The organism is Streptomyces aureus (genome assembly GCF_001418135.1).
Lineage (GTDB): Bacteria > Actinomycetota > Actinomycetes > Streptomycetales > Streptomycetaceae > Streptomyces > Streptomyces aureus_A.
Genome location: NZ_LIPQ01000487.1, coordinates 20,288 through 36,690, shown reverse-complemented (window position 1 = coordinate 36,690; position 16,403 = coordinate 20,288). Strand labels below are relative to the sequence as shown.

The following is a 16,403-nucleotide window of genomic DNA, read 5'->3' as shown; positions in this document are numbered from 1 at the left end:
CGCGGCCGCGCATCAGGAAGAGGACGAAGGGATCCTCGTCGAGGAGCCGGGCGGCCTGGTAGCAGAGGGCGGCCGCGTGCTTGCAGGGGTAACCGTCGTCCGGGCAGGAGCAGTCGGGAATCAGGTCGCCCGGTGCGGGCAGCAGTCCGGTGACCGCCTCCAGGGCGTGCGGCACGTCCTTGTCGAGCAGGGCGGCGATGTGGTCGGGGCGGGCGGCGGCCTCGTCGAGGAACCGCTCCCAGCCGTCGTCACCGAGGGTCCGCATCCTGATCTCGGTGCGGTACGGGCGAGGCCGGCTGCCATGGACGTACGCGACGACCCGGCCGGGGGTGACGGTGATCGCGTCGACATGGCCACGCCCCGCGTACGCCTTGCCGCGGGCGAGGCGGGCCGGGTCCAGGGCGGTGTCCTCCAGCGCCTCCACCCAGGCGTTGCCCCACCAGGTGGCGGCGAACCGCCCGTCGGGGGCCTCGCGGGGCGCGACCTGCGGGAAGCTGCGGCGGCGGTCGTCGTGGCGCGGCACTGCTCCGCGTGCGCCCCGTGGGGTGGTCACGAGGGCCTCCTCAGGGACACCAGGTCGGCGAGCTCCCGGTCGGTCAGTTCGGTGAGGGCCGCCTCGCCGGAGCCCAGGACGGCGTCGGCCAGGGCCCGCTTGGCGCGGAGCATCTCGCCGATCCGGTCCTCGACGGTGCCCTCGGCGACGAGCCGGTGGACCTGCACCGGCTGGGTCTGCCCGATGCGGTAGGCCCGGTCGGTGGCCTGCTCCTCGACGGCCGGGTTCCACCAGCGGTCGTAGTGGACGACATGGCCGGCCCGGGTGAGGTTGAGGCCGGTGCCCGCGGCCTTGAGGGAGAGCAGGAAGACGGGGACCTCGCCGGCCTGGAAGCGGTCGACCATCCGCTCCCGCTCCGCCACCGGGGTGCCGCCGTGGAGGAGTTGGGCCTGGATGCCGCGCGCGGCCAGATGGTCGGCGAGGAGCCGCGCCATCGTGACGTACTGGGTGAAGACGAGCACCGAGCCGTCCTCGGCGAGGATCGTGTCCAGGAGCTCGTCGAGCAGGGCGAGCTTCCCCGAGCGGCCGGCGAGACGCGCGGTGCCGCTCCCGCGTGGCGCCTCCTCCTTCAGGTACTGCGCGGGGTGGTTGCAGATCTGCTTGAGGGAGGTCAGCAGCTTCATGACGAGACCCCGGCGGGCGATGCCCTCGGCCTCCTCGATCCGCGCCATGGTCTCGCGGACGACCGCCTCGTACAGCGAGGCCTGCTCCCGGGTGAGGGAGACGGGGTGGTCGGACTCCGTCTTGGGCGGCAGCTCGGGAACGATGCCGGGATCGGACTTGCGGCGGCGCAGCAGGAAGGGCCGGACGAGCCGGGCGAGCCGCTCGACGGCCTCCTCGTGCTCGATCTCCTCGTGGTTCTCGACGGCGCGGGCGTGCCGGGAGCGGAAGGCCTTGAGCGGGCCGAGGAGACCGGGCGTGGTCCAGTCGAGGAGCGCCCAGAGTTCGGAGAGGTTGTTCTCCACGGGGGTGCCGGTGAGGGCGACCCGGGCGGGCGCGGGGATCTCGCGCAGTGCCTTCGCCGTCGCGGAGAACGGGTTCTTGACGTGCTGGGCCTCGTCGGCGACGACCATCCCCCACTCCCGACCGGCCAGTTCGGCGGCGCTCGTGCGCAGGGTGCCGTAGGTGGTGAGGACGAATCCGCCGTCGGCGCCGTCGAGGTCGCGCTCGGCGCCGTGGAAACGCCGGACGGGCACGCCGGGGGCGAACTTTCCCACCTCCCGCTGCCAGTTGCCGAGCAGCGACGCCGGGCAGACGACGAGGGTGGGGGCGCGCCGGGCACGGCGCAGATGGAGAGCGATCAGGGTGACGGTCTTGCCGAGGCCCATGTCGTCGGCGAGGCAGCCGCCGAGGCCGAGCGAGGTCATCAGGTCCAGCCAGGCGAGGCCGCGCAGCTGGTAGTCGCGGAGGGTGGCGGTGAGGCCGGGCGGGGCCTGCACGTCCTCGGGTCCGGCGAGGAGCCGGTCGCGGAGCGCGGCGAGCGCCCCCACGGGGACGGCGGGCACGGTCTCGCCGTCCACCTCCGCGGTGCCGGTGAGGGCGACGGCGAGGGCGTCGACCGGTTCGAGCAGCCCGAGTTCCCGCTTGCGTGCCTTGCGGACGAGGTCGGGGTCGACGACGACCCACTGGTCGCGGAGGCGCACGATCGGCCGGTGGGCCTCGGCGAGGTGGTCCATCTCCCGATCGGTGAGCGGGTCGCCGTCGAGTGCCAGCTGCCAGTTGAACCGCAGGAGTTCCTCGCTGTCGAAGAACGCGGTGCCGTCGGTCGCCGAGCCCGGTGCGGCGTGGGCGCTGACGACGGCGGAGGCGCTGAGGGAGCGGGCGAGCTCACGCGGCCAGTGGACGGCGACCCCGGCGTCGGCGAGCCGGGCGGCGGCCGGGCCGAGGAGTTCGTACAGCTCGTCCTCGGTGACCGCGAGGACGTCGGGCACGTCCCGCTCCAGGAGCCGGGCGAGCGGGGGCCAGACGCGGGCGGCCCGGCGCAGCGCGAGGACCGCGTCGATCCGGGCGCGGGGCCCGAAGTGCTCGCCGTCGCCCGCCCAGAGCGCCGTGGCGTCGATGACGAGGGTGGGGTCGGCGAGGCTGTGGACCTGGAGGAGCGCGGCGGCCGCGTGACGCTCACCGCGGGAGGTCCGGCCGGCACCGTCGGCGTCGGCGCCGGAGGGCGCGTCGAACAGTTCGAAGGGTGAGAAGTCCAGACGGAGGGAGACCCGGACGCCCGCGTCCATCCCGGCCGCCGCCTCGGCGGCCCACGCACGCGCGCGGGGCAGATGCTGGGGCGCACGGGCGGCGAACGGCGCGCCCACCGCGTGGGCGGCGGCCGGGGTCCTGGGCAGGATGTCGGCGACCGCGTCGAGGAAGGCGCGCACGAGCGCCTCGGGATCGGGCAGCCGCAGCGGTCCGCGCCCGGGAACGGGCACGGCGTGCGCCTCGTACGGCAGGGCCGCGGCGACGGCCCGCAGATGGGCGATGTCGTCGGCGTCCAGCGGGCCGGCCCGCCAGGCGTCCAGGTCGTCGGCGGTCAGACCCGGCAGCATCCGGCCGCGGGCCACCAGATGCAGGGCGTGCAGGGCGGCGGCGCCCCAGCCGGCGGTCGCGGGGTGGGCGGCCGGATGGTGGCGGGCCGCGACGAGATGGGGCAGCGCGGCGTCGACCGGGAGGGTCAGTGCGGGGACGGACCGGCTCCGGGCGCCGCTGCCGTGCCGCCGGGCGACGGTCAGCTCGACGCGCTCCGCACCGCTGTCCGCCGGGTCCGGCAGCACACCGCCGTCGGGGGCCCAGAAGGCCACCCGGCCCTCACGGGGCAGGGCGGCCGGCAGGAAGACGGCGGCGCTGGTCGTCCAGGTGTGTGCCACGGCTCCGCGCTCCTTCCCGGGTGACGGGTGTCGACTGGATCTCCGACCTTACGGCGGGGGTCTGACAACGGCCGCCAGGCGGGGTTCGCCCGAGCGGCCCAGCAGCGGATGACACGGGCCTCCGGGGGCGCGAGGGTGGCCTGAACCGGGTGCACCCGAGGTGCCGCCGGGACACCGACCTGGACTCCGACAGAAGAGGAACCGCCATGTCCGTTCGCCGGCGTCTCACGACCGCCACCGGGGCCGTGCTGCTCACCTTCGCCGTCGCCGGCTGTTCGAGCATGGGCCGCACCATGGTCGGCACGCTCTCGTACGAGACGGAGCGCGAGTTCGTGGTGACCGAGACGAGCCCCTCGGTGAACGGCTGCCACCGCCTCCTCGCCCCCCGAGGGGTGACCAGGGTCGAGAACAACACCCTGGTCGACATCAGGCTGTTCCCGACGCCCAACTGCACGGGGAAGCACAACATCTACCTGGCCACCAACACCAGCAACCAGATCGCGCCGGGCGCCCTGCCGTGGCGCAGCTACAGCGTCATCCACTAGCCGGTTCCCTCCGGCCCGCCACAGGGTCCATCCTGGAAGTACCCTTCGGGGTTCGGACGGGAGATGGTGACCGTCATGCGTTCCGGGAACGAACCGGCGACCGCGCGCAGTCCCCTGCGCATGCGCTTCTGGCTGGGCCTGTGGGGACTGCTCTGGGCCGCCTTCGGCACGACCGCCTTCTCGCTGCTCGGCCGGCCGGGATGGGCCGCGGCCTGCGGCGTGCTGTTCCTCGTCGTCCTGGTCGACCTGGCGATGGTGGTGCACCACATCCACCAGGGCCCCCACTGGCAGCCGGGCCGGAACATCCCGCCGTACGAGCCGGATCACGGTGGCACGGGTCGCTGAGCGCCTACGCTCCCCCGCTCCCGTGATCCCGCTCCTGGTTCTCCGTGCTCTCCCTGTTCTCCGAGTCGAACCCGGCCGCCTGGAGGTACTCCGGCTTCGGGTCGAGCGCCGCCGCGAGGCGGAAGTGCCGGGTGGCCTGGGCGGTCAGGCCGGAGCGCTCGAAGGTGCGGGCGAGGGCGAAGTGCGCGAACGCGTTGTCCGGCTCGCGCTCCAGGACCAGCTCGAACTCCAGCTGAGCGGGTCGCAGCTGCGCGGCCGCGAAGAAGGCCCGGGCCCGCAGCAGGCGCGCCGCCGTGTTCTCGGGATGGGCGGCGATCACCGAGTCCAGGAGCTTCACGGCGCCACGAGGGTCCCGCGCGGCCAGCAGATGCTCGGCTGCGCGGAAGTCGATGACGTGCGTTTCCGGGTTTCTGTCGGCCACCATGGCATCCTTCCCCTCGATCCGGTGGTTGAACACCGGACCCGGCACCCTCATTCCACCGAAGCGCGGCGCTCCAGCTCGTCCCAGACCTTCCGCACCTGCGGTTCGAGCGCGTCGAGCGGCCCGTCGTTGTCGATCACGAGATCCGCGACGGCCAGCCGCCGCGCACGCGTGGCCTGGGCCGACATCCGGGCCCGTGCCTCGGACTCGGCCATGCCCCGGAGCCGTACGAGCCGGTCGAGCTGGGTCTCCGGGGAGGCGTCGACGACCACGACCAGGTCGTACAGCGGCGCCAGCCCGTTCTCGGTGAGCAGGGGTACGTCGTGGACGACGACGTCCCCCGTGCCCGCCCGGCTCTCCAGCTCCGCCGACCGGGCCCCGACCAGCGGGTGCACGATGGCGTTGAGGGCGGCGAGACGGTCCGGGTCGGCGAACACGATGGAGCCGAGCTTCGGCCGGTCGAGCGTCCCCTCCGCGGTGAGGACGTCCTCGCCGAAGGCCTCCACGACGGCCGCGAGCCCCGGTGTGCCGGGCTCGACGACCTCGCGGGCGATCCGGTCCGCGTCGATCAGCACGGCTCCGTACGAGACGAGCAGCCGTGACACTTCGCTCTTGCCGGCGCCGATCCCGCCGGTCAGGCCCACCTTCAGCATGAGCGGCAGCTTAGGGCCTGCCCCGGGCGGGTCAGGAGTCACCCTCCCGCTCGGCGAGGAAGCGCTCGAACTCGCGGCCCAGCTCGTCCGCCGACGGCAGGTCGACGGGCTCGGCGACCAGGCTGCCGCGCGTCTCGGCGCCGGCCGCCGCGTCGTACTGGTGCTCAAGGCCCTGCACGAGCGCGACCAGCTCCTCGTCGCCCTCGCCGATCTGGCGGTCGATCTCGGTCTGGGTGCGACGGGCCTCGGTCCGCAGCGAGTGCGCGACCGCGGGGAGGACCAGGCCGGTGGCGGCCGTCACGGCCTCCAGCGCGGTCAGCGCCGCGTCCGGGTACGGGGAGCGGGCGACGTAGTGCGGGACGTGCGCGGCGACACCGAGGGTGTCGTGGCCGGACTCGGTGAGCCGGTACTCGACGAGGGCCTCCGCGCTGCCGGGGACCTGCGCCTCGTCGAAGGGGCTGCGGTGGCCCGGCATGAGGTCGGTACGGCTGCCGTGCGGGGTGAGGCCGACGGGCCGGGTGTGCGGCACTCCCATGGGGATGCCGTGGAAGTTCACGGAGAGGCGCACGCCGAGGCGCTCGATGATCTGCCGGACGGCGGCGGCGAACCGCTCCCACTCGACGTCCGGCTCCGGGCCGGAGAGGACGAGGAAGGGGGCTCCGGTGGCGTCCTGGACGAGGCGGACCTCGATGGACGGGGTCTCGTACGCGGTCCAGCGGTCGCGCCGGAAGGTCAGCAGCGGGCGACGGGCGCGGTAGTCCACGAGCCGGTCGTGGTCGAAGCGGGCCACGAGCTGGTGGGGCAGGGTGTCGAGCAGGCCGTCGATGATCTGCTCACCGGTCTCGCCCGCGTCGATGTAGCCGTCGAAGTGGTACAGCATGACCAGCCCGGCCGACTCCTGCGCCAGTGCCAGGTCGACGACAGCCAGGCCCTTGGCGTCCCATTCGTACAAATCCTGGGGATCAAGCACGATTACCGCTCCTCCTCGTGTTCTCTCTGGAAACGTCTCGCGCGGCAACGCCATTCCCGTACGGCGCGATCTTCCGTACGGGCGTGGGTCTTCGGGCGGGGAGGAGGGGCGCGGAAGGCCCCCGAGCACGACCGAGGCCCGCTCCCCCGAAGGGAAGCGGGCCTCGATTCGCTAGCGGCTAGCGCTCAGCGGAGAGCCTGTTCAGCTCTGGCCGCCGGCGAGCTTCTCGCGGAGGGCGGCGAGCGCCTCGTCCGACGCCAGGGCGCCGGAGTTGTCGTCCGACTCCGAGGAGTACGAACCACCCGAGATGCCCGCACCGGCGTTGCCACCGGCGGCCGGGGCGGCAGCGCCCTCGGCAGCGGCGGCCTCGTCGGCCTCGCGGGACTTGATGACCTGAGCCTGGTGCTGCTCGAAACGAGCCTGCGCCTCGGCGTACTGGGTCTCCCAGGCCTCGCGCTGGGTCTCGAAGCCCTCGAGCCAGTCGTTGGTCTCGGGGTCGAAGCCCTCGGGGTAGATGTAGTTGCCCTGGTCGTCGTAGGACGCGGCCATGCCGTACAGGGTCGGGTCGAACTCGACCGAGGCCGGGTCGGCACCGAAGGACTCGTTGGCCTGCTTCAGCGAGAGGCTGATGCGACGACGCTCGAGGTCGATGTCGATGACCTTGACGAAGATCTCGTCGTTGACCTGGACGACCTGCTCCGGGATCTCCACGTGGCGCTCGGCCAGCTCGGAGATGTGGACCAGACCCTCGATGCCCTCGTCCACGCGGACGAACGCACCGAACGGAACCAGCTTGGTGACCTTACCCGGGACGACCTGACCGATCTGGTGGGTCCGGGCGAACTGCTGCCACGGGTCCTCCTGCGTCGCCTTCAGCGACAGGGAGACACGCTCGCGGTCCATGTCGACGTCGAGAACCTCGACGGTGACCTCCTGGCCGACCTCGACAACCTCGGAGGGGTGGTCGATGTGCTTCCAGGAGAGCTCGGAGACGTGCACGAGGCCGTCGACGCCACCCAGGTCCACGAAGGCACCGAAGTTGACGATCGAGGACACGACGCCGGAGCGGACCTGACCCTTCTGGAGGGTCGTGAGGAAGGTCTGGCGAACCTCGGACTGGGTCTGCTCCAGCCAGGCACGGCGGGACAGGACCACGTTGTTGCGGTTCTTGTCCAGCTCGATGATCTTCGCCTCGAGCTCCTTGCCCACGTAGGGCTGGAGGTCGCGGACGCGACGCATCTCGACGAGGGAGGCCGGCAGGAAGCCACGGAGGCCGATGTCGAGGATGAGACCACCCTTGACGACCTCGATGACGGTACCGGTGACGATGCCGTCCTCTTCCTTGATCTTCTCGATGGTGCCCCAGGCGCGCTCGTACTGGGCACGCTTCTTCGAGAGGATCAGGCGGCCTTCCTTGTCCTCCTTCTGGAGAACCAGGGCCTCGATCTCGTCGCCGACCTTGACGACCTCGTTCGGGTCGACGTCGTGCTTGATCGAGAGCTCGCGGCTCGGGATGACACCTTCGGTCTTGTAACCGATGTCGAGCAGGACCTCGTCCCGGTCGACCTTCACGATGACGCCGTCGACGATGTCGCCGTCGTTGAAGTACTTGATCGTCTCGTCGATCGCGGCGAGGAAGGCTTCCTCGTTACCGATGTCGTTGACCGCAACCTGCGGGGTGGTGCTGGTGGCGGTGGTCTCGGTGCTGCTCGTCATGTGGGAAAGGGCTCCGGTTACGGACAGAAAGTCGTAGGTACTGCTACGCCGAGAGCCCGTATCGCACCAAGAAGCCGGACAGCCAATGAGGCCCCCTTCCCGCGAACGGGAGGAGCCTCGAAAACCGAGGGGACATACAACAGGTACGAGCGCGGCCTGCTCCGTCTGAGGCGCGCAGGCCCGCAGCGCAACCTTTAGCATACGGGGGCGGCCGGACAGGGTCAATGCGCGAAGCGCGCACCCGGGGCAGATCCCCTCAACTCCGGCACCAACTTGTGTCCTTCCACGCCTCATCGGCGGGATCCGCGCACAGCGGCACTGAGCGCAAACTACATCGGCGGGCGAGATGAACCAAGAGTACGAACACGAAGTCCCCTCCGACTCGGCCGAGGAGGAGGCCGAGGCGACCCGGCGTGACGCGGGGGACGCGGAGAGCAGCCGGGCGAGCCGCGGCTGGTGGGACAGGAACGCCGACGAGTACCAGAACGATCACGGATCGTTCCTGGGCGACGACCGGTTCGTCTGGGGCCCGGAGGGGCTCGACGAGGCCGAGGCCGGGCTCCTCGGGCCGGCCGCCTCGCTGAAGGGCCTCGACGTTCTGGAGATCGGGGCGGGCGCGGCGCAGTGCTCGCGCTGGCTGGCGGCGCAGGGGGCGCGGCCGGTGGCCCTCGACCTCTCGCACCGCCAGCTCCAGCACGCCCTGCGGATCGGCGGGGACGTGCCGCTGGTGGAGGCCGACGCCGGGGCCCTGCCCTTCAAGGACGGCTCCTTCGACCTGGCGTGCTCGGCGTACGGCGCGGTGCCGTTCGTCGCCGACCCGGTGAAGGTGTTCCGGGAGGTGCGGCGGGTGCTGCGGCCCGGCGGCCGGTGGGTCTTCTCGGTGACGCATCCGATCCGCTGGGCGTTCCCGGACGAGCCCGGCCCCGAGGGCCTCTCGATCGCGGCCTCCTATTTCGACCGCACCCCTTATGTGGAGCAGGACGAGCAGGGGCGGGCGGTGTACGTGGAGCACCACCGGACGATCGGCGACCGGGTGCGGGACGTGGTGGCCGGCGGCTTCCACCTGCTCGACCTGGTCGAGCCGGAGTGGCCGGAGTGGAACAGCCAGGAGTGGGGCGGCTGGTCCCCGCTGCGGGGGAATCTGATCCCGGGCACGGCGATCTTCGTCTGCGAGCGCACGGAGTAGCGACACCGATTTTCCTATGAACAGGTGGGTCCTGTGGACAACGGGGCCCACCTTTTTCGCGTCGCGTACGAGACTGAGTGCGTGATCCGAAACGACGCACTCGACCGTCTCCCCGTCCGCCATTCCGTCCCCGAGCTGCTCGCCGCGCTCGACCGGCGCGGTACGGCCGTGTTGTCCGCGCCTCCCGGCACCGGCAAGACGACGCTGGTGCCGCTCGCGCTCGCGGGTCTCATAGGAGAGGGACCGCGGCGTCGGGTCCTGGTGGCCGAACCGCGGCGGATGGCGGTGCGGGCGGCGGCCCGGCGGATGGCGTGGCTGCTCGGCGAGGAGGCCGGCGGCACGGTCGGCTTCTCGGTGCGCGGCGAGCGGCGCACCGGCCCCTCGACGCGGGTCGAAGTGGTGACCACGGGCATTCTGCTCCAGCGCCTCCAGCGCGATCCGGAGCTGGCGGGTGTCGACGTGGTGCTGCTCGACGAGTGCCACGAGCGGCATCTGGACGCCGACACGGCGATGGCCTTCCTCGTGGACGTGCGGGCCACCCTGCGGCCGGAGCTGAGGCTGATCGCCGCGTCGGCGACGAGCGACGCCGCGGCCTGGGCGGATCTCCTGACGGTCCTGGACGGCGGCGGGCCCGCGCCGGTGGTGTGGAGCAGGGGCGAGGGGCACGGCTGCCGGGTCTTCTTCGAGGCGCCGCCGTCGGGCATCCGGCCGGCCCACGGCACCTGGGTGGATCCGGCGCTGCTTCGGCACGTCGCCGCGACCGTCCGGCTCGCGCTGGAGCGCCACGAGGGGGACGTCCTCTGTTTCCTTCCGGGCACGGGGGAGATCGCCCGGACGGCCGGGATGCTGGCCGATGTCGACGCGGAGGTGCTCCAGCTGCACGGGCGGGCGCCGGCGGCGGTGCAGGACGCGGTGCTGCGCGGTACGGAGCCGGGTGGGCGGCGGCGGGTGGTGCTCGCGACCTCGGTGGCGGAGTCCAGCCTGACGGTGCCGGGGGTGCGGATCGTCGTGGACTCGGGACTGGCCCGTGAACCGCGTATGGACCACGCCCGCGGTCTTGGCTCGCTGGCGACGGTGACGGTCTCGGAGGCGACCGCGACCCAGCGCATGGGCCGGGCGGGCCGTGAGGCCTTCGGGATCGTCTACCGCTGCTGGGCGGAGGCGAACGACGGGGGCAGGCCGCGTTTCCCGTCGCCGGAGATCAAGGTCGCCGACCTGGCGGACTTCGCCCTGCGGGCGGCCTGCTGGGGCGACCCGACGGCGGAGGGGCTCGCGCTCCTCGACGTGCCGCCCGCCGGGGCGATGGCGGCGGCCCGTTCGGTCCTCGGCTCGATCGGAGCCGTGGACGGAGCGGGGCGGGCCACCGACCGCGGGGTACGGATGTCCCGGCTCGGTCTCCATCCCCGGCTCGGCCGCGCGCTCCTGGACGGTGCGCCGGAGGTCGGGGTGCGGCGGGCGGCGGAGGTGGTGGCGCTGCTCAGCGAGGAGCCGCCGCGCGACTACGGGGACGACCTGGCGGCGGCCTGGCGCACCGCCCGCCGGGGTGCCGACGGGTACGGCGCCCGCTGGAAGGCGGAGGCCCGCCGACTGGAGCGGTCGGCGACGGAGGCGGTGGGCGGTGGCGCCTCGGGGGCTTCGGCGACTTCGGCACGTTCGGGGGCTTCGGCGACTTCGGCACCCTCGGCGAGTTCGGGGGCTTCGGCGCACCTCGCTGTCGCCGGGGTATCGGCGGGGCCCGCTGTCGCCGGGGCTTCGGCGGGGCCCGCGACCGGGGACGACGCGGTGGCCGGTCTGGTGACGGCGCTCGCCTTTCCCGAGCGGGTGGCGAGGGCGCGGGAGCAGGGCGGCTATCTGATGGTGTCGGGGAGCGGTGCCCGGCTCGGTGAGGGTTCCGGGCTGCGGGCCACCCCGTGGCTGGCCGTGGCGGTGGCGGACCGTACGGCTCGGGACGCGACGGCGCGGGTGCGGCTGGCGGCCGTGGTGGACGAGGACATGGCGGGGCGGGCGGCCGGGCATCTGCGGTCCACCGGCGAGGAGGTCCGCTGGGAGGACGGGGACGTGGTCGCGCGGTCGGTGGACCGGCTCGGCGCGGTCGAGCTGACGGTCCGGCCGCTGGGGGCGAAGGCGGATCCCGCGCTCGTGCGGGAGGCGCTGCTCGACGGGCTGCGGCGCGAGGGGCCCGGGCTGCTGCGGTGGAGCCGGGAGGCCGGGGAGCTGCGCGCCCGGCTCGCCTTCCTGCACCGTGAGGTGGGGGAACCCTGGCCGGACGTGGCGGACGAGGCGCTGGTCGAGCGGGCCGGGGAGTGGCTGGAGCCGGAGCTGTCGCGGGCCGCGCGGCGCGCCGACCTGGGGCGGATCGACGCCGGTGAGGCCCTGCGGCGGCTGTTGCCGTGGGCGTCGGGCGAGGCGGGCCGGCTGGGGGAGCTGGCGCCCGAGCGGATCGAGGTGCCCAGCGGGTCGAGGATCCGGGTCGAATACGGCGCGGAGCGGCCGGTGCTCGCCGTGAAGCTCCAGGAGATGTTCGGGCTCGCTGAGACTCCTCGGGTGGCGGGGGTCCCGGTGCTCGTCCACCTCCTCTCCCCGGCCGGGCGGCCGGCGGCTGTCACCGCCGACCTGGCGTCGTTCTGGCGGGACGGCTACCGGTCCGTGCGGGCGGAGCTGAGAGGGCGGTACCCGAAGCATCCGTGGCCCGAGGACCCCTCCGCGGCGGAGGCGACCCGGTTCACGAGCGCGCGGCTCAGACGGGAGACGTGACCGGTGCGGCGGCGGGTTCCGTTGCCGGACGGCGGGAGCGGGCCTCCAGCCAGAGCGCGAGGGCGAGGAGGAGCAGTGCGAGGAAGGTCAGGCTCCAGGGGACGTAGGAGACGAGGAGGAGGACCGTGAGGCGGTTCGAGGCGACCATCTCGCCGACGCTCTCGATGTAGTCCTCGCGCATCTTCACATGACCCTCGAAGACGGTGAGGGTGTCGACGCCCATCAGCGCCTTGGCGTTGCGGAGCTCCTCCTTGTGGATCTCCTCGCCGTTGACGGGGGCGCCGGTGACGGGCTCGATCCAGAACATCCGCTTGGTGGTGTACCAGCGGGTGAGTCCGGATTGGGCGATGACCTCCGGGGGGATCTTGACCGGCATGGCCTTGGGCATGGGGACCTTGGTCCAGGGGATGGTCTGCTCGAAGTAGTAGACCTCCATGCCCCGGAAGGTGCGGGTGCCCTTGTAGTGGATGGGGGACGAGGTGCGGGTCTGGGCGTCGAAGTACTGGTAGTCCCGCTTCTCGGTGAGGAAGGGCCACTTGAACTCGATGCCCTCGCGCCGGACCGGGTCGCCGTCGACGGATTCGCCGGTGGCGTTGACGGGGTCCTGGGTGTGGGCGTCGAAGATGTACCGCTCGGGGACCTTGGAGACCATCTTTCCGTCGGGGCCCGTGATGTAGGCGAGGGCGTCCCAGACGACGACGTCCCGCCCGGCGTCGCGTTCGATGCGCCGCGACTCCTCCACGTTGCCCTTGAGGGTCTGGATGATCGTGATCTTGTCGACCTTCTCCGCCTTGAGGGTGGAGTAGTTGAGCAGGGTCGCGGGCTGCGCCTCCAGGACGGTCTCCTGGTACTGGTTCGGCGGGATCTTCGCCAGGCGGGGGAAGGCGTACCAGCGCAGGGTCGGGGCCATCGCGACGCAGAAGACGGCGAGGGCGAGGAGGACGAGGCTGGCTCGGCGGCGCACGGTCGCCCCCTACTTCTTGGGGCCGGGATCGGCGGTCAGCAGGGGCTTGGGAGAGGTGGGCCCGTCGGGCGGCAGATCGACCACGGAGACGAGGAGGATGAAGAGGAGGACTGGGGCGAGTCCGATGGCGGCGGCGACGAGGGCACGCATGGTCGGCCTCCCGAGTGCGATCTGATAGGTCGTCAGGGCGGGGGCACCGTAGCAACGCGACCGCGAGATGAGAACACGTTGCACCGCCCTGCCCGGGGAACCCGATGCCGCCCCGCCCCGGCGACCCGAAAGGCCGCCCCCGCGCCGGTAACCCGGAAGGCCGCACCTCCGCCCCGGCGACCCGGAAAGACCCCTCGCCCGTCTGGGGAACGCGAAGCGCCGCTCCCCCGCCCGGTGGGGGCGGCGGAGCGGCGCGGGGGAGGAGAAGGATGCGCGGGTGGGTCAGGCCGAGGGAGAGGGGGAGGCCTCGGGCGAGCCGGTGCCGGAGGAGGTCGGCTCCGGGGTCGGGCTCGGGGTCGCGGTGGGCGCGTCGACCGTCAGCTTGATCTCCGTGACGCCGCCTCCGGGCGCGGTGAGGCGGAGCACGTACGCGCCGGCCTTGTCGCCCGCGAGGATCGCCGGCAGGGAGATCAGGCCGTTCTCGTCCGTCTTCAGGACGAGCGTACGGACCCCGTCCTTGAAGGACGGGCCGTCGACGCTCTCCTTGGTGCCCGTGGAGTCGGCGATCACGGCGGTGACGAGCACACCGGGGGCGAGGGCGCCCTTGTCGGTGGCCTTCACCTGTACGGACTGGCCGAAGGTGGTGCCGGTGGTGGCCGACAGCGGGTCGCCGCCGACCCGGGCGAGGGCGTCCGCCTGTCGTTCGGTGACGGTCGCGGTGAACACGGTCGCGTCCATGCCGCGGCCCACGACGGTGGCCCTGACCGTGAACGACCCGGTCTTCTCGCCCGCCCGCAGGGTGGGGGCGGCGGCGATGCCGGCCGAGCCCGTGGTGACGGTCGCGGTCGTCACGCCGCCGGAGAAGCGGGTGTCGGTGGTGCCGGTGATCTCGAAGCGGATGCTCACACCGGTGACCGGCGCGCCCGCGGCGTCGAGCGCCGCGACCGTCGGGGCCTTGGTGAAGGCGCTCTCGGTGGTCGCGGTGAGCGGGCCGGAGGAGACGACCGCGAGGCGCGCGACCTTGACGGCGGGCGGCACGACCGGCGGAACGGGCGGCTTCGTCGGCGGCGTGACCGGGGGCTTCACCGGCGGGGTGGGCTTCGTCGGCGGCGTGGTGACGTCCGAAGGCCCGCCCGGCTTCGTCGGACCGGGCTTCGGCCCGCCCGTCTCGGAGGGCTTCGGGCCGGGGGTCGTCGGGGCGGGTGAGAGAGGCGACGTGGGGAGGGGGCGGTTGTCCTGGCCCCGGCCGTCGCTGCGGTCGACCGGCAGCACACCCGTGCCGTCCGGGACCTGGTGGGTGCCGCGCTGGTAGTACTCGAACCACGACATGACCGTGTTCAGGTACTCCGTCGAGCGGTTGTAGCTGAGGATCGCCCGGTCGAGGTCGGCCTGGAGCGCGAGGTTGCGGTCGTTGGCGCAGAGGTAGAGACCGGCGGCCTGCGCGGCGTCGTAGATGTTGTTGGGGTCCTTCTTCCCGTCGCTGTTCGCGTCCTGGCCCCAGGTGGCCCAGGTGGACGGGATGAACTGCATCGGGCCGACGGCGCGGTCGTGGGTGCGGTCACCGTCGAAGGCGCCGTCGTCGGTGTCCGAGATGTTGGCGAATCCGACGCCGTTGAGGACGGGGCCGAGGATCGGCGAGAGCGTGGTGCCGTTCGCGTCGACCTGGCCGCCGCGCGCCTGGCCGGACTCGACCTTGCCGATGCCGGCGAGCAGCTGCCAGGGCAGGTTGCAGCCGGGGGCGGTCGAACGGATCGACTGCTCGGCGCGCTGGTAGGCGGCGAGCACGGACGCGGGTATGCCGGCCTGGGCGGGCCCGGTGATCACCGGCAGCTTGACGGGGGGCACCCCGGGCTTGTTCGGCGTGTTCAGCGGCGGCAGTTCCGTGTAGTACGGCGAGTTGCCGGTGGCGGAGCCGTCGCCGGACGGCGGCGCGGCGTCCCCGGCGCCGATGGCCCGGTCTCCACCGGCGTTGTCGGTGGGCGGCGGGGTCATCTCCGGCGCCTGTGAGGCGGCGAGCGCGGCGACCGCCGCGGCCACCACCGCACCGCTGGTGGCCCCCTTGCGCAGCCTGCGGCCCAAGTGCGCTGACATGTCCGTGGTCCCTTCCCCCTCGACTGAGGTCCCGTGCTCCCCGCGCGAGACCTCCGGCGACCCTATGCCAACTCCCGTCCACCGGACACCGGCGCCTGACCGTGTTTCACGCTTTCGTCACCTCTCGGCCGCCTGACGACCTCCCCCGCCGGACGCGGAGAGCGACCGGAACGGGAACCGGCCGGAGGGTCGAACACCTCTTGCACTGCGGCCGATGATGTACTGCGGCCGTCGTCACCGGAACCTGGGGGAAGACCCGTTGCCGTTCACGCTGAGCCATGCCGCTGCCGTGCTGCCCGGACTGCGGCGGAACGGGACCGCGCGCGGACCGCTGGTCGCGTCCGCTCTCGTCGCGGGCTCCTTCGCGCCCGACATGACCTATTTCGCGGCGACGGCGTTCCCCGGGGCGATGGTCTTCGGGGACGTCACCCACTCCCCCGTCGGGATCGTCACGGCCGATGTCCTGATCACCGCCGTGCTGGTGACCCTGTGGCTGACCGTCCGTGAGCCGCTCGTCGCGCTGCTGCCCGCCCGGTGGCGCGAGCGGGTGTACGGGTTCGTCCGGGGCGAGGTCTGGCGCGACCGGCACCCGGCCGTGCTCGCCGGGTGGTTCGGCCTCTCCGCGGCCGTCGGTTCGACGACCCACGTCGTGTGGGACTCCTTCACCCACCTCGACCGCTGGGGCACCCGGACGCTGCCGTTCCTCGGTGACGTCGTGGCCGGGTTCCCCGTCTATCTCTACGCGCAGTACGGGGGTTCGGCGCTGGCGCTCGGAATCCTGGTCTGGTTCACGGCGCGGGCGCTCCGCTCCGCCGCGGGCGTGGAGCTGCCGACCGGGGTACGGGTCCCGGGCCAGCGCGGGCGGCTGCTCGCGGCCGGACTCATCGGCGGCTGCGTCCTCGCGGGGATGGCCCACCGGGTGCTGCGCTGGGCCGCGTACTGGGGCTGGGGCCGGATCGAGACACCCCTGGACGTCATTCCGACGGCCTGCTTCGGGGCCGGCGCGGGGCTCGTCGTCGGGCTCGTGCTGTACGGGGCGGGGGCACGGCTTCTGTGGGCGTCGCCCTCTCCGCGCCCGGAGGTTCCGACGCCCCCTTCCCCGGAGCCGCAGGGAGGGGACCGCCGCACGTGTGAGGTGGAGTCGGGCGCCGAGACCTAGGCCCGGCCGTCCAGCTCCCGTCGTCACCCGAAGGGCGCACG

Annotated in this window: 14 protein-coding genes; 5 read left to right on the top strand and 9 right to left on the bottom strand. The window is 73.0% G+C overall.

All coding sequences use genetic code 11. The features are described from left to right. Both AOK00_RS31725 and AOK00_RS31720 read right to left on the bottom strand, forming a co-directional pair. On the bottom strand, positions 1 to 553 hold a 553-nt coding region (locus AOK00_RS31725), incomplete at its 3' end, for an SWIM zinc finger family protein (protein WP_173861694.1). Then, positions 550 to 3,408: a DEAD/DEAH box helicase gene (locus tag AOK00_RS31720; RefSeq protein ID WP_055603632.1), complete on the bottom strand. Its 2,859-nt coding sequence runs from the start codon at positions 3,406 to 3,408 to the stop codon at positions 550 to 552. The genes AOK00_RS31720 and AOK00_RS31725, both read right to left, overlap by 4 nt. Positions 3,409 to 3,614: 206 nt before the next feature. Between AOK00_RS31720 and AOK00_RS31715 the strand changes: the two genes are divergently transcribed. Both AOK00_RS31715 and AOK00_RS31710 read left to right on the top strand, forming a co-directional pair. Next, positions 3,615 to 3,953, top strand: a complete 339-nt coding sequence (locus AOK00_RS31715; RefSeq protein ID WP_055603631.1) for a hypothetical protein — start codon at positions 3,615 to 3,617, stop codon at positions 3,951 to 3,953. A 75-nt stretch (positions 3,954 to 4,028) separates the two neighbouring features. Continuing rightward, positions 4,029 to 4,298 (top strand): DUF6343 family protein, encoded by a 270-nt coding sequence (locus tag AOK00_RS31710; protein WP_055603635.1) that lies wholly within the window; start codon positions 4,029 to 4,031, stop codon positions 4,296 to 4,298. Between the two features lie 4 nt (positions 4,299 to 4,302). On the opposite strand, the gene AOK00_RS31705 is transcribed toward AOK00_RS31710, so the two are convergent. From AOK00_RS31705 to rpsA, 4 genes are all read right to left on the bottom strand, one after another. Continuing rightward, positions 4,303 to 4,719, bottom strand: coding sequence for a tetratricopeptide repeat protein (locus AOK00_RS31705; RefSeq protein ID WP_055603634.1), 417 nt, complete (start codon positions 4,717 to 4,719; stop codon positions 4,303 to 4,305). Between the two features lie 50 nt (positions 4,720 to 4,769). Next, complete coding sequence (coaE, locus tag AOK00_RS31700; protein ID WP_055603630.1) at positions 4,770 to 5,372, bottom strand: dephospho-CoA kinase; 603 nt, start codon at positions 5,370 to 5,372, stop codon at positions 4,770 to 4,772. A 31-nt stretch (positions 5,373 to 5,403) separates the two neighbouring features. Next, a complete protein-coding gene (locus AOK00_RS31695) occupies positions 5,404 to 6,342 on the bottom strand; it encodes a PAC2 family protein (RefSeq protein ID WP_030325239.1) in 939 nt (312 codons plus the stop codon). 201 nt (positions 6,343 to 6,543) lie between these two features. Next, positions 6,544 to 8,058, bottom strand: a complete 1,515-nt coding sequence (gene rpsA, locus AOK00_RS31690) for a 30S ribosomal protein S1 (RefSeq protein ID WP_030325237.1) — start codon at positions 8,056 to 8,058, stop codon at positions 6,544 to 6,546. A 346-nt stretch (positions 8,059 to 8,404) separates the two neighbouring features. Between rpsA and AOK00_RS31685 the strand changes: the two genes are divergently transcribed. After that, positions 8,405 to 9,244: a class I SAM-dependent methyltransferase gene (locus AOK00_RS31685; RefSeq protein WP_055603629.1), complete on the top strand. Its 840-nt coding sequence runs from the start codon at positions 8,405 to 8,407 to the stop codon at positions 9,242 to 9,244. 81 nt (positions 9,245 to 9,325) lie between these two features. Then, a complete protein-coding gene (gene hrpB, locus AOK00_RS31680) occupies positions 9,326 to 11,998 on the top strand; it encodes an ATP-dependent helicase HrpB (RefSeq protein WP_055603628.1) in 2,673 nt (890 codons plus the stop codon). Here the strand turns inward: hrpB and AOK00_RS31675 are convergent. The 3 genes from AOK00_RS31675 to AOK00_RS31670 all read right to left on the bottom strand — a co-directional run bounded on the left by AOK00_RS31675 (position 11,982) and on the right by AOK00_RS31670 (position 15,203). Continuing rightward, positions 11,982 to 12,962: a DUF3068 domain-containing protein gene (locus AOK00_RS31675; protein ID WP_055603627.1), complete on the bottom strand. Its 981-nt coding sequence runs from the start codon at positions 12,960 to 12,962 to the stop codon at positions 11,982 to 11,984. The two genes, hrpB and AOK00_RS31675, sit on opposite strands and share 17 nt — an antisense overlap. A gap of 9 nt (positions 12,963 to 12,971) precedes the next feature. After that, positions 12,972 to 13,112, bottom strand: a complete 141-nt coding sequence (locus AOK00_RS38750; RefSeq protein ID WP_106975930.1) for an SPW_0924 family protein — start codon at positions 13,110 to 13,112, stop codon at positions 12,972 to 12,974. 282 nt (positions 13,113 to 13,394) lie between these two features. Further along, positions 13,395 to 15,203, bottom strand: a complete 1,809-nt coding sequence (locus AOK00_RS31670; protein ID WP_055603626.1) for a lytic transglycosylase domain-containing protein — start codon at positions 15,201 to 15,203, stop codon at positions 13,395 to 13,397. Between the two features lie 259 nt (positions 15,204 to 15,462). On the opposite strand from AOK00_RS31670, the gene AOK00_RS31665 reads away from it, so the two are divergent. Further along, positions 15,463 to 16,362 carry a DUF4184 family protein gene (locus tag AOK00_RS31665; RefSeq protein WP_055603625.1) on the top strand — a complete coding sequence of 300 codons (900 nt, stop codon included), beginning with the start codon at positions 15,463 to 15,465 and terminating at the stop codon, positions 16,360 to 16,362. Positions 16,363 to 16,403: the final 41 nt, after the last annotated feature.